We start from the raw sequence: 15,662 nt of genomic DNA, 5'->3' as shown, positions 1-15,662 counted from the left end.
CTATCTAAACAAGCTCTTGAAAAAGTTTTTAACTTTTTGAGATATGCCACTAGAAGATTTATTTGATTTAAACGATCGATTAGCGTTGTTGCTCTTATCAGATTTTCTGTTTGGGTTGTTCGCTCTATTTCCATCAGATCGGAATGACTTTTGCCCAGGCTTATTTGGCGTAAATTTTTGATTTGGCTTAGCCGGTGACTGACCAGGTCTTGCACCTTGCAGAGGTCTCTGATTTGGATTGTGCGATGGTCTACCGGAACCTTTACTATGGTTTGGATTTTGTCCATTCGCACGTTGTTCGCCGTCTCTAGGATGTTGATGTCTTCCTGATTTGCGATCACGATGAACGTTTTCCCCGCCCTGTCCTTGAGGACCGCGGTTATTATCACGATTTCTGTTATCGAAATTTCTATTGTTATTTGATCTTCCGCCGCCTTGACCCTGATGTCTTGGTGGCCTGTCGCCTTGTGGGCGTTGTTCTCTTGGCTGACCTGATTCTTGTTCTTGTGGTATCTGTGCTTTCATTGCAGCTAATCCTGTTCGTTTCACGCGGCTTTCTCCGCGGTAGTTGTCTCTTGAAAGTGCTTTGAATTCCTTCACTATGAATTCGTCTTCAAGCCAACCGATTGTTATTTTAACTTTCATGTAACCTTCAATTCTTGAAAGTGCCATGACGTCTCTATCGCTCACGAGTGAAATTGCGTGACCTTTTGCTCCCGCTCTTCCAGTACGACCAATTCTGTGAACATAGTTCTCAGCATCGTCTGGAAGATCGTAGTTGATTACAAGATCTACGCCTTTGATATCTAGGCCACGAGCCGCAACGTCGGTTGCAACAAGTGTGTTTCTCTCGTTTTCGTTTTTAAATTGTTCGAGGACGCGCTCTCTTTGACTTTGAGTCAACAAACTAGAAATTCCTACAGCGGGAATTCCGTTGTTGCTCAAAAATTGAGTGATGCGATCGACGTTCATTTTGTAATTGCTAAAAATAATTGTTTGTTTTGGTTTTACTCTGCTGATGAGTGATAACAGATATTGAGGCTTGTCTTGCTCGCCCACATGGAAAATTTCATCTGTTACGTCGCCAGCTTTTGCTTGGTCCCGAGAAACGTTGATTTCAACTGGATTAGAATCAAAACCATAAATCGTATTCATCACATCAAAATTCAAAGTTGCACTGAAAAGTAAAATCTGACGATCTGCCGGTGCTCTTTGCAGAATGTAAACCATGTCGTCCTTGAATCCCATATCGAACATACGATCGGCCTCATCAAAAACAATTGCTTTTACTTGTCTGAAGTTGATGTGGTGATTCTTGTATAAATCTAAAAGTCTTCCCGGAGTTCCAACAACGATGTCGACGCTGTCTTTGATCGCCGCAGTTTGCGTTTCGTACTCCACGCCACCATAAACCAACGCAGTTTTAATTCCGAGTTCTGGTTTACATAGACTTGTAATGGCTTTGTGAATTTGATCTGCAAGCTCTCTGGTTGGCGCTAGTACCAAAATAAAATGTCCAGAATTCCAAGTATCGAAACCTCTTTTTTGATCGAGTTCCGTTGGGTTCTCGCCCATTTTTTTTCTAGTTCGTAAAATTCTTTCGATGAGTGGAACTAGAAACGCAAAAGTTTTCCCGCTACCAGTTTGCGAAAGACCAGAGATGTCTTTTCCATCTAAAACAAGTGGGATTGCGGACTCTTGAATCGGTGTGCAGTCGTTGATATTTATTTGACGTAGAGCGTCCATGATCTCGGGTTGTAAATCTAATTCTTCAAATTTCAAATGCGCTCTCCATGCATTAAAGCGGTCTAAGTGGGATGAATCTAATCAGAGCTTTGTAAAAAGTCAAAAATTAGCTAACAAAAAGGCACGAAGATCGCTGATAAACTGCTCTGGCTGATCAAAGTGCACCCAATGGCCGGCCTCTTTGATCAGAATTCCTTCAACATTGGGATTTTCCTTAAGCATTTTTTCATAAATATCTTGGGGGAGGTCAGTAGAATTTTCCCCACGGACAAGTAGAGTGGGCATTTTGAGAGACCGCCATTCAGCCCAGCGGTCAACTTTTCTGCCTAAACGAACGCTATCGATAATTCCTTTTTTTGAGAAGCGCCAGTCGATAAGTCCTTGATCATTTTCGACTAAATTAGAATAAAAATAATTACCCAAAACCGGATCACCAAAATCGTTCAACAAAAACTCCTTCGCTTCTTTTTTATTTTGAAAGGGAGTTGGTACTCGGCCTAAAAGCTTTTCGTACCTTTCCACATCAGAGAATTTGCTTTCTGGGGAGATGTCCTCAATAACCAAGGATATGACTCTCTGCGGAAATCTCGAGGCGAAGTTTAATGCATTTCTTCCACCCATGGAGTGCCCCACAAGGTGAATTTTATCCCATCCGAGCTCATTTAAGATTTCGATAAGATCATCAGCATAGTTTTCTGGAGCATAGCCAGAGTCAGGCTTCATAGAGCGACCGTGGCCACGTTGATCGAAGGTCAGGATTTGGAATTTGTCTTCCATCCCTGAAACAATTTTCCTCCAATTTGCTCCAAATCCCATCAAACCGTGTAAAAATACGAGTTTAGGGGAGGCCGAATTGCCGTATACTTGATAATGGAATTGCTTTAAAAAATCCATGCCACTATCATAAACTTGTTATGACGATAAAGCAAAGGCCTCGCTTGGCCCCTGAGTTCATTCATCCTGAAGCATATCGAATTACTGAACGTTTACAGCGAGAGGGATTTGAAACATATTTGGTCGGCGGTTGTGTCCGCGACCTTCTCTCTGGTATTCAACCCAAAGATTACGATATCGCCACTTACGCAAGTCCAAAACAAGTTAAGAAATTTATTTCCGATGCTTATATCATCGGTAAAAGATTTAGGCTGGTGCTGGTAAAAAGAGGCAGTGATCTTTTTGAAGTCGCAACATTTAGAAGAGACGCCACGGATGAAGAAATGTCACAGATCGACGAAGATGATAAAACTTCGGGGGATAATGTTTTCGGAACTCCGCAAGAAGATGCTTTAAGACGTGATTTTACTTTGAACGGACTATTTTATGATCCGGTAAAAGACGAGCTCAAAGATTATTGTCATGGGCTCAAAGACATTAAATCTCACACGCTCCGTATGATCGGTGATCCGGTAACGCGTCTTCAAGAAGATCCAATTCGTATTTTGCGTGCCTTAAGACTTTCCCATAGGCTGGATTTTAAGATTGAATCAAGTCTTCGTGAAAGCATGAAAACTTACGCACACACTTTAAAAAAATCTGTATTGCCCAGAAGAAGAGAAGAAATTCTAAAGATCATGAGACTGCAAGATCCTTCGAACACTTTGATGGAGGCACACGATCTTCACATTCTAGAGCACGTATTTCCATCGCTGGATAAAATTTATTTGAATCCAGAACAATTGAACGAATTCAATATGTACATAAAAAAGATCAGCACGTTTGTGATCGATATTGATAATCCCGCGGAAGTGTTTGCCTATCTCATGCTTGCTTACTACAGATCAACGGTGGATCCCGATCCATTCAAAAAAGTTTTTGCAAGCGACATCCTAAAACACGAAGATTTGAAACAAATCATGACTATGGAATTGGGTATGTACAACGTGGAGCAAAGCCTTTTTGCTAAAGCTCTAGAGTTCCAACATAGACTTAAAAAATTAGATCAAGACTCTCATCAGAACGAAGCCATTCCGCTCGCAATCATGATGGCCAAAGCCGATCATGTACTGTCGTCTGAAAAAATGCATGAATGGGAAAGAGTTCTCGAAAAAATCGTTCCCAAAGCTCACGCGCCATATCGTAAGAAGCGCAGAACACGCCGCCCCCGCAATTTCCAAAATAAAAGATGAGAATCTAAATTTTAATTTGAGCCCGCTAGTCTTTTTTGTTTTTTCTGAAACTTTAGTTTGGGCTCCCACTTTTCGTCTTCACGTTCTTCGGGCTCGTTATCTAAAAGCATAAATCTTGTTTTGGCTTTCGCAATTAGCCCAGCTTTGTTGGGCGTTGCGAGCTCTACCCCACCTTTCATGATAGTATCAAAAGAGCTGACTTTTACGTCGGAACCAAAAATACCTAGATCTGCTTTGATCCCTTGTTTTTTCCAGAAGACAGTATTGGTTCTGATGATTTTTACGAATTTTTTAAAGACATAAGCGCTAATGATTACTTTTCTACTGTCAGGGCTTAGGTCAACAGATCCGACATTTCCTACCACTATTCCGCGATAGTAGAGATTATCTCCGCTTGAAACAGATTCGGCATTGTCGGTGACAAGAAAATAATTAACCATATTTTCTGTCGCTACTGATGGATTATAATTGGAGTCACCCTCGAAAGTATCTTGAGACTCATTCGAGTTTAGGTTGGGCTCGATCACGATGTAACTTCCAGAAATGATTGTATCCAGACCAGAGACTTGATCGAAACCTACTTTAGGACTGACTAGATAAAACTTAGATCCAGCTACCGCAAATTTTTCTCCAGATTTTGTGAGTTCGACTTCACAAATAACTTTTTTTCCATCTTTCGTAATTGCGATGTCTTCGACCATTCCAATTTGTACGCCTCTAAAAAGAATTCTGGTCTTACCTGGAACAATAGAGCTGGCTTCACTAAAATGAATTTCAATTTTTTTTCCTTCAGTATCTAGATATTTTGTTACGGCCCAGGTTGAAAATATGATGGCCATTATTGGAAATATCCAAAGATACATAGTTTCTAATCTGAAAAAAGACCATTTCGATTTTTTAGGACTGGAATCATTTGTTTTCATTTTCTTGCCATATTACTTTCGAGTTAAAGTTTTTAGATGCGAGCATGCTAAATATCACAACGAATAAAAATATTGCAGATCCAAGTCCTGCGCTGACATTTGCCATGGAATCCAACTTTACCACTGCGACAAAAACTGCCACGAGGAAAATATCTAGCATTGACCATGGACCGATGACTTCGATGAATTTTAATAAATTGGTTTTGGCTTTTCGATTCGAATTCGAATTTGGAGAAAGTGACAAATAAAAAAGAATGGCCAATTTTAAAAGTGGGACCAGCATACTGGCTAAAAATACAATGGCGGCCAAGAAAAGTGATCCATCTTTAAAGAGAGTTACGATCCCAGACCAAATTGTGGCGTCGTTTCTGTTTCCGTGCATTTCAAAAGTCATAAAAGGAAGAAGGTTTGCGGGCACATACAGAATAAGTGCGGTAAGGGAATAAAAAAGTGTATGTTCCGCCGAGTAAGTTTTTTCTTTTTTATGCGGCTTCGCCAGGTCCATATTTTTAATTTTCCTATGTCATAATGTAATTGATCTAATGGGGATAAATGCACATTTTAGGCCAAGGCCTAGAATTCTGTGATGGAATTAAAGAAGGACTTGGGTATTTTTGGTACATTTGATGTGGCTATTTAGGAAGGGAAAAAATTACTTTGAAAGAGTTTCGGGATTCGAGAGAATGGATTCGTTCCATGCAAATGTTTTAATGAGGTCGTTGCAAGATTTAAGAGAGGACTTGAAAGATTCTTTTTGATCCATGCAAGTTAGGATCACAGCTTTGGCATTTTTAAAAAAGATCACTTGTCGTAATTTTTTTTGCGAAACTGAATTTTCGATATCAATTACAAAACCTTGCTGATCTTTTTCGTTTTTAAAATACTGGTGACCTAAAACTTCCAAACCGAATTGGCCATAATTCTTTAGCCATTTTGTGGAGTATTCTTTCAAAGTTTTGTAAGGTGTATCTTTATCGATTCTTACCGTGAATGTGGGTTGAATTTTTGAGGTTGTATCTTTAATACGGAAGAGGACTTCGACTTTGTTTTTTAATTCAGCTGGTGGTGCTGATCTAATCCAATTTGTACTTTGAGGATTGATTTCAAAACCTTCGTTAGAAGCGTAAAGTCCTCTGGATAAGGAGCTAGGAATTCTTTGTGCTTGTGCAGCAGAAATTCCGCCGTATACCCCGCCGTATATCCCTAAAGTTATCAATACGAACAATGCAATCTTCATGATTTTATTCTACCTTCTCAGGGGAGCGGTTTGCAAGCGAGCTGTGGACGTATCAAAGTGGCGTAGATTTGATTCGTCTTAGATCTATTCGATACAAAGAAAAGGGATTTTCCTTCTGGACCAAAGGTGGGATGAGACTCATCAGCACCATGGAAAGAAAACCTTGTCGCACATTTTTCGGCAAAGTCTACTTGGTAGATGTCTTTATTTTTTGGATCTTCCAGATTTGAAACTACTAAGAATCTCATTTCTTTTGGATGAAGCTCTACGTCTGAATAAGAGTTCTTTTCATTTCCGGTGTAGACAACTTCGTTACCTTTTAATTTTTTTACAATCAGTTTTTCGCCGCCATCATCTGTTTTGTAAGTCCAAGCAATTAAGGTTTCGGAAGCACTCAGAGATAGAACTTTTACTTTCTCACTGTGAATTATTTTTTTACTGCCTATTTTTAAATTGAATTCAAAAATCTGAGATTGCCCCTTATCTCTTCTCACATAGAAAACCCTATCTCCATCTCTTGAGAAAGTAGCAAGTCCATCAAATCCTTTCTCACTAGTGATTCTCTTAATGTCCGAGCCATCTTCAGCTGAGATATAAACATCTTGTGGGTAATCAGAATTTTGATTTGTTTCTGGAACCTTCATTCCAAGATCTTTCATTGCAGGAACAATATCAACCTTTTCAATTATCTCATCTGAAGAACTAGAGTACACGATCCAAGATTTGATAGGATGGTATTGAGGGTTGTGATTCTCGCCCAAATTAAAAGAAATTCTTCTTTCTGTTTTATCCACTAAATTTCTCTCATAAACTTGCGGAGTTCTATGCTCTCTTGGATTATCACGAATAAAAACTAATTTGTTGGCAGAAGGAGAGAAGTAAGCTTGTGTATTCTGGCCTAAGCGACTCATCTGATGAATTTCTCCTTCGAGAGAATCGAAATAGATCAAGTCTGAAGTATCAGAGTTTTTTTGTTTAGCAGCACAGGCAATAAAAAAATTTAATATAACAAAAAGAACTAAATATACTTTAATGCCTTTTGAATAAGAGAAGCCGGATTGATTTTTATTATTTGATTTTTTGAAATCCATTTCATCTGGTCCCCACTAGTATCTTTTAGTACTAGTAATTTATCTTTATTTTTTGAGGTCTTTATATTCAGTTTAACATAAATCTCGTGATGAGTTATATTATGCTTGTAATTATAAATTTTAGGAGCTGTTTTTGATTTTTTAACGCGCCCAGGGAAAATCATTTTTCCTTTTAAAAATGAAGCATAATTATTTTTTGTAAATCCAATCTTTCCATTTTGAATATAAATGTCGGGTTCCCAAATCCAAACTTCTAATTTTTTACGGTCTTTTTTGAGAGGTAGTTTTTCTTGCAAGTTTTGCGCATAAGCGGTGCAACCGTTGCGAACTGGGCACAGCAGGCACGAAGGAGATCGTGGTGTACAAATCGTAGCACCAATTTCAATCAATGCTTGATTCATTTCCGAAGAATCAAAGTCTAAAACCCATTGATCAGCTTCTCTTTGCAAAATAGCACGAGAGGAATTTTCCCACCAAGGTACTGCCAGTCCATGAAAGCGTGATAAAAATCGAATGACGTTGCCATCTAGGACGCCAGTGTTATCACTGAAGGCAAAACTTGCCACTGCACGAGCTGTATAGGGACCAAATCCTGGATATGCCATCAGTTCGATATGTGTTTTAGGGAAACCAGTTTCAGAAAGTTGTTTTGCAGCTTTATGGAGATTGTCTGCGCGTGAGTAATAACCGAGCCCCGCCCAATAAGTATAAACTTCTTTGATAGAAGCTTGGCTTAATGATTTTACGGTTGGAAAATTTTTTAAGAATTTTTCGTAGTAAGGAATTACGGCTTTCACCGTAGTTTGTTGAAGCATCACTTCAGAGATCCAGATTCTGTAAGGATCCGAGGTATTGCGCCATGGAAGGTCGCGTTTATTCTCATTGTACCAATCCAGAAGATTTTTCTGGTTGGGCTGGGTTTTATGCTTCATGAGACATTCTATATGGCCAAAAACTCATTGTTTCAACTAGATTGGTGGGATAGATTTGATGTCGTTAAGACGAATAAAAGGACAAGAGATGGAATATAAGCAAATATCAGGAAGAGAATTCCCAAGATTTTCAGCCGTAAAAACATTTTTCAGAATGCCGCATGTTAATATAGATTCCGATTACGATGTTGGTATTTTTGGTACTCCTTTCGATGGTGGAGTGAGCTACCGTCCGGGAGCCAGGTTTGCTCCATCAGCAATTCGCGAAATGTCTGCGCTTGGCCGTGGTTATCATTGGACAAGAGGAATTGATTTTACCAAAAAAATAAAAGTAGCAGATATTGGTGATGTTTCAGTAGTTCCAGTTTCTTTAGAAAAAACATACGAAAATATCGAATTCCATGTGATGAAACTTTTAAAACTAAAAAAGAGATTCATTTCTGTGGGCGGTGATCACTCGACAACACTTCCAATTTTACGAGCATTAAAAAAATCCTTGAGCACTCCTGTTAACTTTGTTCATTTCGATGCACATCTAGATACTTATCCAGCAGCATGGGATTGCGAATACCATCATGGATCTTTCGCAAGACACGCAGTTGAAGAAGGATTGGTAGATCCTAAGAACATGATTCAAATTGGAATCAGAGGACCACTTGCTGCTGGTGAGGATTTGGACTTTGTGAACAAACACGGAATCACCGTGAAAACTGTCGATGATGTGAGAGCGGGAAGTCTAAAAGAATTTTGCAATTCATTACCAGTATTAAAAGGTCCTACATACATCAGCTTCGATATTGATTGTTTAGATCCAGCATATGCCCCAGGCACAGGAACTCCGGTTCCAGGCGGATTAACAACTTACGAAACGCAAAATATTTTGAGATCACTAAAGATTGATAATCTCGTGGGCGCAGACATCGTCGAAATTTGTCCCGCCTACGATCCATCACAAATCACAGCAATGGCCGGCGTAGACACCATGTTCGAAATGCTCTGCTTGATGGCCAATAAATAATTTTTGCGTCAAGTGTAGGTCTTTATTCCGAATTTCCGGATGTAAATCCGGAGAGCGAATATATTGTTGAAACAAATCAATCTATTTGGAATATTCCTTGGTATGGAAAATGCATCTTTTCAAGACATTTTGAAAAAGCACGGAGTAAAAATGTCATCGGAAACAAATAACCAATCAACTAAATATCCTGAAAGAGCTGCTGAAGTGTACGTAACGCAAAAGATGCTATACGGAGTTCGAGATGAGCTCAAAAATTTTACAAAATCCAATATTAGGCGAGTTGAATCCCAACTTGAAGGACTCAAATCAGAAATGCATCATTTGGGTGTGATTATAGAAGAACAGAATGCAAAGAATAATGCCGTACTAGATAATCTAAGTCACCTTTGGAACAGACAAGATCGAGTCGAAAGTACGTTGGAAGAAATTAAGAATTTACTTCAGTTAATTCCTCAGAATTTAATTAAAAAGTGATTTTACTGAATCAGTGAATCCATTTTCTTTTTGGCTTGATCTAAAGCGCTTAAAGTTGGTGCTGAGCCTTGGGCAAGATCAGGTTTTCCGCCGCCCTTGCCGCCGAGTATCTGATTCACTTCTTGTAGGATTTTTCCTGCGTTGTACTTCGTAGTTAAGTTCTTTGTTACACTTACGATGACAGGACAGCCTTCAGAGCCTTCGCCTACAGCAAGCACGATTCCAGATTGAATTTTGTTTCTGAGTTTTTCCGAGAAGTCTGTAATGAATTTTCTGTCGTCGGTGTCAATCTTAACGAAAACATAAGTTCCATCTGAAAATTTCTTTCCAGTCGATGCAATCTTATCTACGTCGTAGTTTTTCGATAGAGATTCCATAAAGATTTTCTTTGCTTCTTTAACCGCAGCATCTTTTTCAGAAATTACGTTTTGAAGTTTAGAAACGGTCTTTGAATCTGAACCATTTTGAATATTTGCAACGTCCGCAAAGCTCTCATCAATTTTTAAGCTAGCTCTCACTTCGTCATAAATTTTTTCGATATTTTGTAAGTAACTGATCGCTTTAGTACCAGTCACTGCTTCGATACGTCTTACACCTTTAGCAATACCAGTTTCAGAAGAGATCTTGAAAAGTCTAATTTGTGCTGTATTTGAAACGTGAGTTCCTCCGCAAAGTTCTGCCGAGAAATCTCCCATTTTTAAAACTCTAACTTCATCTCCATATTTTTCACCGAACAACGCCATTACTCCAGCATCGATAGCTTTTTTGTAAGGCATAACTTCAGGCTTAATATCGTGAGCTAAACCAATTTGCTCGTTCACAAGTTCTTCGATCTTTGCAATTTCTTCGTCAGTCACAGGCTTATCGTGAGTGAAGTCAAATCTTGTGCGATTTGAATCCACGTGCGATCCCGCTTGGGTTACGTGAGTGCCAAGAACAGTTCTTAAAGCTGCATGCATCAAGTGAGTCGCCGAGTGATTACTTTGAGTTTCTCTTCTTGTAGAAGAGGAAACTTCCAAATGAACTGAATCACCAGTTTTTAATTCACCCTCGGTGATTGTGATCGAGTGAAAGAATGCATTTCCAATTTTAATACAATTTGTGACTTCAAATTTTGCCTTAGAAGATTTTCCGTGACCAACGTCGCCCACTTGACCCCCGCCTTCTGCATAGAACGGAGTTTTATCCGTCACGAGAAGTCCGTCAGTAGCTCCAAGTTTTTCTACGATCTTCTGACCATCGGATAGAGCTAAAACTTTGCCGTCAGCAGAGAGAGAAGAGTAGCCAACAAATTCTGTAGCTTTGATTTTCTGAGAGTGTGCGATCAAGTGACCTTGATCCACGGCCAAAGCTTGGCCTTTCCATGAAGCTTGAGATCTTTTTCTAGCTTCATCCATGTTCTTTTCAAAACCAGCTTCGTCGAATTGAATATTTTGTTCGTCGCTCATAAGTCTTGTTAAGTCTGCTGGGAATCCATAAGTGTCATAGAGTTTGAATGCGAATTCACCAGGAAGAGTATTCTTCTTATCCTTTTTTAATTTTGCGATTTCTTTATTAAATATCTCAGTTCCTTGATCTAAAGTTTTTAGGAATGATTCTTCTTCAGATTTTACAGTCTTTAAAATTAAATTCTTTTGCTGAGTCAATTCCGGATAGGCTTTGCCCATCACTGAAATTAATTCCTCCACTACAGGGGTAAGAATAGATTGATCAAGAGATAATTTTCTTCCGAATCTAATTCCGCGGCGAAGAATACGTCTTAAAACATACCCTCTGCCATCATTCGTAGGCATTACTCCATCAGCGATCAAGAATGCCGCTGCTCTTGAGTGATCGGCAATAACTCTGAACGCAGTATCTAATTCTTTATCAGAATTGTATTTCTTCCCAGAGATCTTTGCAGCCTTTTGAATCAAAGGTTGGAAAAGGTCTGTGTCGTAGTTCATGTACACACCTTGCATAACTGCAGCGATTCTCTCGAGTCCCGCGCCAGTATCAACAGAAGGTTTTGGAAGTGGGTTCAATTTTCCAGGAGATTCTTCGAAGTATTGCATAAATACCAGGTTCCAGATCTCTACAAATCTTTGATCGTCTTCGCCGAACTTTGCATTGGGATTTCCTGTTGAGCCTGCGGACGGACCGTGATCGTAGAAAATTTCTGTACAAGGTCCGCAAGGTCCCGTGTCACCCATTCTCCAGAAGTTGTCTTTTTCACCAAGTCTAAAAATTCTATCTTTTGGAACGCCTTCTTGTTGGTGCCAGATTTCCGCAGCTTCATCATCTGTTTCAAAAACAGTCACATAAAGTTTTTGTTTTGGAATTTTTAATTCGTTTGTTAAAAAATCCCAAGCAAAACGAATTGCATCTTTTTTGAAGTAATCACCAAACGAAAAATTACCCAGCATTTCAAAGAACGTATGGTGGCGTGCTGTGACTCCAACTTGTTCCAGGTCATTGTGCTTTCCGCCAGCTCTCACGCACTTTTGAGAAGTTGTAGCACGCACGTAATCTCGTTTGTCATAACCCAAGAAAACATTTTTAAATTGGTTCATCCCAGCGTTCGTAAAAAGAATTGTATTGTCGCCCTCAGGGATAAGTTTTGAGCTCGAAACAATCGTGTGCTTGTTTTTTTCAAAATACTTTAAGAATTTTTCTCTAATCTCAACACTTTTCATGTTCTGGCTTTCTCTATTGGTAATTATAGACGGGCAGCGTGGATAACTGTATTTATCGTTTGGTCCGCATAACCTCTATTAGTTAAGTAACGATAAATATCCTGTTTTTCTTCGATTGTGTAGGGTGGATTTTTGTTTAGGCGTTTTAAAGTGAGTTCTTTTGCCTTTTCGACCTCTAAGTTCCAGTTCGGATGAATGCAGGGCAAGCCTTTGGATTCTAAATATTGATTTATATAGAGAATGCCTTTGTGTTTGCGATTGAGTTGCTCAGAAACATTCTCTGCAAGCTTTGTGGGTTCCATGATAAGGCCCTGCTCTTGAGCAATCTCAATGCCTTCATCAATGTCTTCCGCTTCAAATTGTTTAGATGTCAGTTTATTTCGAATTTCTTTTTCGGAATGGTCTCTTACTGATAAGTAATCAACGATTTTTTCGAGAGCCGACTTTTTCTTTGTAGTCATATTACTTCTTTCATTGTCTAATACTTTTATGAATAAATCAAAATGGATTTCATTGGCAGCTACCTTTTTTGGCGCAGGACTGTCACCCAAAATGCCAGGAACCATAGGAACGTTGGCAGCAATTCCAGTCTGGTGTTTGTTTTTTTTAACCGGACCCTACGTTTATATGGTCTTAACGTTTCTACTCGTAATTTTTGCTATTTTTATCTCTGATGCCTACGAAAAAGATCAGCCTACACACGATCGTCCTGAAATTGTTATCGATGAAGTTGTAGGATTCTTAATTACAATGACGTGGCTTCCGTTTTCATTAAAACATTTGGTCTTAGGATTTTTTCTTTTTAGAGTGCTGGATATTTGGAAACCATTCCCAATTAGTTATTTAAATGACAAAGTTAAAGGCGGATTTGGTGTTGTCATAGATGACGTGGCGGCAGGTTTAGTCGCAAATGTAGTCCTACAGTTCTTGACGCAAAGCGGATACATCTAATGGATAAAGTTGAAGAACTCTTCAAAATTCTAAAAGAAAAAAAAGCTACCCTAGGTGCTGCCGAAAGTTGCACAGGTGGCCGATTCTCGGCAAAGATCACAGCAGTTCCAGGTAGTTCCGAGTTTTTTATTGGGTCCATCATTTCCTACGCCAATTCTGTTAAGCAAGATGTGCTGGAAATACCTGAAATTGATATAAAAAACCATGGCGCTGTTAGCCAGGTCGTGGCAGAAAAAATGTCCAGGAATGTACGAGAATTGTTGAATTGCACTTTCAGCGTTAGTATTACTGGTATTGCGGGTCCGGGGGGCGGATCGCAAACCAAGCCAGTTGGCACTGTATGGTTCGGAATTAGTGGCCTAAAAATTGTAAAGACAGAGATGAAGGTATTCATCGGCGATAGAGCGCGTGTGCAAGATGCTGCTAGCGACTACGCAATTGAGCTACTAATTAAAACGATTTCGTCGCTGTAACTGTAAATATATACAGAACAGACGAAAAAAAATACGGTGGGCTTCCCAAGGCCAACTCTAAACAAAAAGATTAATAATTAAACTTGGCTAGTGCTCGCCATAGCGAGCACTGTAAACCAGAGGAGCAATATACATGGCAGTTCAAACGACAAACTCAGAAAAATCAAAAGCATTAGACTTAGCTTTATCTTCTATCGAAAAACAATTCGGTAAAGGTTCCATCATGAAATTGGGCGGAGATAACAAATTAGGAGATAACATCTCAGTTATTTCTACTGGTTCACTTGGCTTGGATATCGCTTTAGGAATAGGCGGAGTTCCAAAAGGAAGAATCATCGAGATCTACGGTCCAGAATCTTCTGGTAAAACAACGATCGCTCTTTCAATCATCGCTCAATCGCAAAAAGCGGGTGGCGTTGCAGCGTTTGTTGATGCTGAGCATGCCTTGGATATCAGTTATGCAAAAAAATTAGGTGTTAAAGTTGAAGATCTATTAGTTTCTCAGCCCGATACTGGTGAACAAGCTTTAGAAATCACCGAAACTCTTGTTAGATCGGGTGCGGTTGACGTTCTAGTTGTAGACTCAGTTGCAGCTTTAACTCCAAGAGCAGAAATCGAAGGCGATATGGGCGATAGCCATATGGGTCTTCAAGCAAGATTAATGTCACAAGCTTTAAGAAAATTAACGGCAATCATCAGCAGATCCAACACAACAGTAATTTTCATTAACCAAATTCGTATGAAAATCGGTGTTATGTTCGGTAACCCAGAAACAACGACGGGTGGTAACGCATTGAAGTTCTACTCTTCTGTTCGTATGGATGTAAGAAGAACTGGCGCGATCAAGAACGGTGAAGAAGTAACAGGTTCAAGAACAGCGGTAAAAGTTGTGAAGAACAAAGTTGCTCCTCCATTTGCTAGAGCGGAATTTGATCTTATGTACGGAGAAGGTATTTCTTTAACTGGTGAAGTTTTAGATATCGCTTCGGATAAAGGGATCATCGAAAAAGCCGGCGCTTGGTACAGCTACAATGGCGAAAGAATTGGCCAAGGTAGAGATGCTTCAAAAGTTTACCTAAAAGAAAATCCAAAATTATTAGAAACTCTAAGACAATTAGTTCTTGAAGCTCAAGGCATTGGCGTAAAACCAGGTGCTCCAGCTCCGAAGACATCCGTAGATGCTCCGGTTTCTATTTCTACTGAAGATGCGTTGGCAAAAGCAGTAGCTAAGAAAAAGACAAAAAATTAGTTCGAAAGATTGCTGCCGGTTGCGAAAGTATCGGCAGTGATTACTTAGGATTCTTTCTTCTCATCCAGGCGAAGAGAAAAAGTGAACCAAAAGAAAACGCAATAATTGATCCAAAAATAATTCTATTTTGTAAGGAGTCATCCTTAGCCAAATCATTTCCATAAACTAAAATGAGAGCTTTGATCACTATCCATGATTGTAGAACTGACCAAATATAAAAGAAGGCGTTTTTATAGCTAATTTTTTTAGAAGGCTTCTTTGGAATTTCTGTAACAGGAGTTAAGGTTAGGCCCAGCCTCTTGGGTTCTCTGTAGGAAGAGGGTTTTTCTGTGTGCTTTTTAAAGCCCCAGTATTTTTTTTGAAATTCTCCGAGAGTTTGGCTCCAGCAGTACCTCAGATCTTCATCATCCATAAAGTTAAAGTCATAAATTTTGATCTTTTTAAAAAACTCTTCTAAGGATTTATCTGCAATTTGATCAAAGTCATTTTTTTCAAAATAACCATAAGTTGGCGCCAAATCCAGTTCGTGACTGTCAAGGATCTGCTTTAGAACTTCAAAATCCTGGGGATGAAGCTTTGTACTCAACTCAATGTAAAGCGGATGCTGGGCAACTGAACTCATAATCGATTTATACAACAGCTCTTTTCGGCTGTCCAAAGATCTATCAAAACAAAATACGTTACTTGAGAGTCACACTCAACAAGGTAAAGTTGTTGATTTAGAAACACGAAGATATAAAATTATCTCAAATGGCAGAAAATAATAT

Annotated in this window: 16 protein-coding genes; 6 read left to right on the top strand and 10 right to left on the bottom strand. The window is 39.2% G+C overall.

The features are described from left to right. On the bottom strand, nt 1–1,782 hold the full coding sequence (locus V4596_13585; protein MES2770172.1) for a DEAD/DEAH box helicase: 1,782 nt from the start codon (nt 1,780–1,782) through the stop codon (nt 1–3). Between the two features lie 63 nt (nt 1,783–1,845). Continuing rightward, nucleotides 1,846–2,640: an alpha/beta hydrolase gene (locus V4596_13580; protein ID MES2770171.1), complete on the bottom strand. Its 795-nt coding sequence runs from the start codon at nt 2,638–2,640 to the stop codon at nt 1,846–1,848. Nucleotides 2,641–2,660: 20 nt separating this feature from the next. Here V4596_13580 and V4596_13575 point away from each other — a divergent pair, with 20 nt between their 5' ends. Next, a complete protein-coding gene (locus V4596_13575) occupies nt 2,661–3,872 on the top strand; it encodes a poly(A) polymerase (GenBank protein MES2770170.1) in 1,212 nt (403 codons plus the stop codon). Between the two features lie 11 nt (nt 3,873–3,883). Here the strand turns inward: V4596_13575 and V4596_13570 are convergent, their stop codons facing one another. From V4596_13570 to V4596_13550, 5 genes are all read right to left on the bottom strand, one after another. Next, entirely contained in the window at nt 3,884–4,711 is an 828-nt protein-coding gene (locus tag V4596_13570; protein ID MES2770169.1) for an MlaD family protein, read from the bottom strand. 70 nt (nt 4,712–4,781) lie between these two features. After that, entirely contained in the window at nt 4,782–5,300 is a 519-nt protein-coding gene (locus V4596_13565) for a paraquat-inducible protein A (protein ID MES2770168.1), read from the bottom strand. Between the two features lie 147 nt (nt 5,301–5,447). Beyond that, complete coding sequence (locus tag V4596_13560; protein MES2770167.1) at nt 5,448–6,032, bottom strand: hypothetical protein; 585 nt, start codon at nt 6,030–6,032, stop codon at nt 5,448–5,450. Nucleotides 6,033–6,049: 17 nt separating this feature from the next. Further along, complete coding sequence (locus V4596_13555; protein ID MES2770166.1) at nt 6,050–7,123, bottom strand: hypothetical protein; 1,074 nt, start codon at nt 7,121–7,123, stop codon at nt 6,050–6,052. Next, on the bottom strand, nt 7,051–8,055 hold the full coding sequence (locus tag V4596_13550) for an A/G-specific adenine glycosylase (GenBank protein ID MES2770165.1): 1,005 nt from the start codon (nt 8,053–8,055) through the stop codon (nt 7,051–7,053). Before V4596_13550 ends, V4596_13555 begins: the two co-directional genes overlap by 73 nt. An 88-nt stretch (nt 8,056–8,143) precedes the next feature. On the opposite strand from V4596_13550, the gene speB reads away from it, so the two are divergent. Together speB and V4596_13540 are read left to right on the top strand one after the other, a co-directional pair. Then, nucleotides 8,144–9,073 (top strand): agmatinase, encoded by a 930-nt coding sequence (gene speB, locus V4596_13545; GenBank protein MES2770164.1) that lies wholly within the window; start codon nt 8,144–8,146, stop codon nt 9,071–9,073. Between the two features lie 102 nt (nt 9,074–9,175). Beyond that, nucleotides 9,176–9,547, top strand: coding sequence for a hypothetical protein (locus tag V4596_13540; protein ID MES2770163.1), 372 nt, complete (start codon nt 9,176–9,178; stop codon nt 9,545–9,547). Nucleotides 9,548–9,549: 2 nt separating this feature from the next. On the opposite strand, the gene alaS is transcribed toward V4596_13540, so the two are convergent. Continuing rightward, nucleotides 9,550–12,222 carry an alanine--tRNA ligase gene (gene alaS, locus V4596_13535; GenBank protein MES2770162.1) on the bottom strand — a complete coding sequence of 891 codons (2,673 nt, stop codon included), beginning with the start codon at nt 12,220–12,222 and terminating at the stop codon, nt 9,550–9,552. A 23-nt stretch (nt 12,223–12,245) separates the two neighbouring features. Then, nucleotides 12,246–12,683 carry a regulatory protein RecX gene (locus V4596_13530; GenBank protein ID MES2770161.1) on the bottom strand — a complete coding sequence of 146 codons (438 nt, stop codon included), beginning with the start codon at nt 12,681–12,683 and terminating at the stop codon, nt 12,246–12,248. 28 nt (nt 12,684–12,711) lie between these two features. Between V4596_13530 and V4596_13525 the strand changes: the two genes are divergently transcribed. The 3 genes from V4596_13525 to recA all read left to right on the top strand — a co-directional run bounded on the left by V4596_13525 (nt 12,712) and on the right by recA (nt 14,895). After that, nucleotides 12,712–13,173, top strand: a complete 462-nt coding sequence (locus V4596_13525; GenBank protein ID MES2770160.1) for a phosphatidylglycerophosphatase A — start codon at nt 12,712–12,714, stop codon at nt 13,171–13,173. Further along, entirely contained in the window at nt 13,173–13,646 is a 474-nt protein-coding gene (locus V4596_13520) for a CinA family protein (GenBank protein ID MES2770159.1), read from the top strand. Before V4596_13525 ends, V4596_13520 begins: the two co-directional genes overlap by 1 nt. Nucleotides 13,647–13,779: 133 nt before the next feature. Further along, the gene (gene recA, locus V4596_13515) at nt 13,780–14,895 is read left to right on the top strand and encodes a recombinase RecA (GenBank protein MES2770158.1); all 1,116 of its coding nucleotides are present in this window, start codon (nt 13,780–13,782) and stop codon (nt 14,893–14,895) included. Between the two features lie 40 nt (nt 14,896–14,935). On the opposite strand, the gene V4596_13510 is transcribed toward recA, so the two are convergent. Continuing rightward, nucleotides 14,936–15,517, bottom strand: a complete 582-nt coding sequence (locus V4596_13510; protein MES2770157.1) for a hypothetical protein — start codon at nt 15,515–15,517, stop codon at nt 14,936–14,938. Between the last annotated feature and the right edge of the window lie 145 nt (nt 15,518–15,662).

The organism is Bdellovibrionota bacterium, assembly GCA_040386775.1.
Taxonomy (GTDB): domain Bacteria; phylum Bdellovibrionota; class Bdellovibrionia; order Bdellovibrionales; family JAEYZS01; genus JAEYZS01.
Note: the sequence above shows the minus strand (reverse complement) of the source record. Positions and strands in the feature narration are given on the sequence as shown.